The organism is Mesorhizobium sp. M2A.F.Ca.ET.039.01.1.1, from assembly GCF_003998035.1.
Classification (GTDB): Bacteria; Pseudomonadota; Alphaproteobacteria; order Rhizobiales; family Rhizobiaceae; genus Mesorhizobium.
Genome location: NZ_RZRY01000909.1, coordinates 1 through 2,122, shown reverse-complemented (window position 1 = coordinate 2,122; position 2,122 = coordinate 1). Strand labels below are relative to the sequence as shown.

Annotated in this window: 3 pseudogenes; 2 read left to right on the top strand and 1 reads right to left on the bottom strand. The window is 59.1% G+C overall.

What is annotated here, in order from left to right:
* Nucleotides 1-244: pseudogene (locus EOA24_RS35440) on the top strand (IS110 family transposase); the annotation flags it as partial.
* A gap of 397 nt (nt 245-641) precedes the next feature.
* A pseudogene (locus EOA24_RS35435) lies at nt 642-989 on the top strand (transposase); the annotation flags it as partial.
* A 251-nt stretch (nt 990-1,240) separates the two neighbouring features.
* Here the strand turns inward: EOA24_RS35435 and EOA24_RS35430 are convergent.
* A pseudogene (locus EOA24_RS35430) lies at nt 1,241-1,488 on the bottom strand (transposase); the annotation flags it as partial.
* Nucleotides 1,489-2,122 lie beyond the last annotated feature (634 nt).

Below are 2,122 nucleotides of genomic sequence, written 5' to 3'. Positions count from 1 at the left end.
ATGCATATCCTTGTGCGGCGACGGCATGATGCGGACGTTGCTCTATGAGGCTGCCCAAACGCTGATGACTCGCGTGACGAAATGGTCGTGGCTCAAGGCCTGGGCGATGAACGTCGCCAAGCGGCGCGGAATGCGCAAAGCAATTGTCGCGCTCGCACGTCGCCTGGGAGTCGTCATGCATCGGATGTGGCTGGACGGCACCGAGTTCCGTTGGACGCGGGAAACCATGGCGTCAGCCATCTGATCCACAAGGCTGGGAAGGAGAGAGACAGAGAGTTCCGCTCGCTGGCGGACGGACGTCCTTCGCGGGACGATGGATGAGGCGAGTTCGTTGTCGCGCTAGTACCGGTCGCACCCTGACCAGGACGATGTGTAGATTGTGCCGCCTCATTCTCCTGACCCCATACTGGGAGGGCGAAACGCCGATCCCGGAGAGAAGCAAGGCCCTGCGAAAGACATCAGAACGCCGGAGACACGGAAAAGCTCGATAGCGCTTGACCTCAACACGCCGAATAGAGAAGCGCGACAAACCGGGAGAGAGGAGCGCGTCAATCTGGATGAGAATCTAGTGTCGCGGCTGTGGTGATGATCGCGGCATTGATTGTCGTGCGCAAGAGGTTTGTCGGTTTGTCGCGCTACAACTGGCGGCCGTCGGCACCGGATGCCAGTTCCAGAAGGCTCGCGACCTGGCCGCATGGCTGGGGCTTGTCCCTCGAGAATACTCGACCGGGGGCAAGCAGAAGCTACTCGGTATCAGCAAGCGCGGGAACCGCTACGTTCGCAAGCTGCTCGTTCATGGCGCGCGATCATGCTTTCGCCACCTGGATCGAACCCGGGATCGCCTGGGAAGCTGGCTTGATAGGTTGCAGAGCCGTATGCACCCGAACAAAGCCGTTGTCGCACTTGCCGCCAAGATGGCGCGCATTGTCTGGGTTGTCCTGACCAAGCCGGGAGCGCTCTACGAACGCAGGGACCCTGCTTTCGCCTGACGCTCCGGCTCGATTGCAAGGCTCGGGAATAGTGATGACGAAACAGTGGATCAGCATGCCGTAAGCCCTGTGCAAAAAAGCGGGCTTCGTGCCCGAACCATTTATTGGGAGCGGCGTGCGCGGATCTCATCATGGCCTGGCTGCAACAGCAGCTCACTCGCGAGAGGCCGGATACATTTATGCAACTGGAATCGTCGTCGGCGATGTCGCGAACCCTTGCACGGACGGGGCGGACCATACATTCTTTCCCACAAGACCTTCAACGCGGCATTGTCGAGCATGGCGTCGGCCAGAAGCCGCTTCAGCCGCGTGTTCTCGTCCTCCAGCGCCATCAGTCGCCGAGCCTCGGAGACATCCATCCCGCCGAAGCGGGCCTTCAGTTGTAGATCGAGGCGTCACTGACCCCGTGGTTGCGGCACAGATCGGCAACCGATACCCCGGCCTCGTGTTCCTTCAAAATTCCGATGATCTGCTCTTCAGAGAAGCGGCTACGATTCATGTCCTGGTCCTCTCGATGGGCCAGAACGAACTTCAAACCGGGTTAGATCAGAGGGGCAAGGTCAACGCCAACGTCGACTCAGAGGCACTGACCGCAGGTGAAGTGGATGAGATGCTGAACGACTTCTGCATCATGCCATGCTGGTCCACGAACCGGAGGTCCGCCACCTTCGCCTTGTGCGGTGAAATCTCCCGGTCCAACGTGTCCTGACGGACGGTGCTATTCCCGTCAGGTTCCAGGGCGGACGTTGGCGCCCCCTCAAGCCTCAAGTGCTGCCCGAAAGTGACCGATATCGGGCGACTTCTTAAAGCACCCCATTTGGGTCATGCGACAGCGAGTTAGACGTGGTTACCAGTTTCTGGAGATCAACTGACACATGAAGCCTGCCTAGAGAGAGCCGAACTGACGTTCGTGCAGTGAAGCGCCCGGAGTTGTCAAAAAAGAACGAGGGAACCATGAAAAAGCGTGATTCAGTCAGCATCGCCCCCAAGATGGGATTTCTTTACAGGATCGGCCAATGTCCGAAATGTATGCGGGAGGCGCTCCTGTTCGCAGCCGCCACCGTGTCGCTGTGGATTGCCAGCCTGGCGGCAGACATCGCGTATGGTGACGCCTTCCACAGTGTAAGTACCTG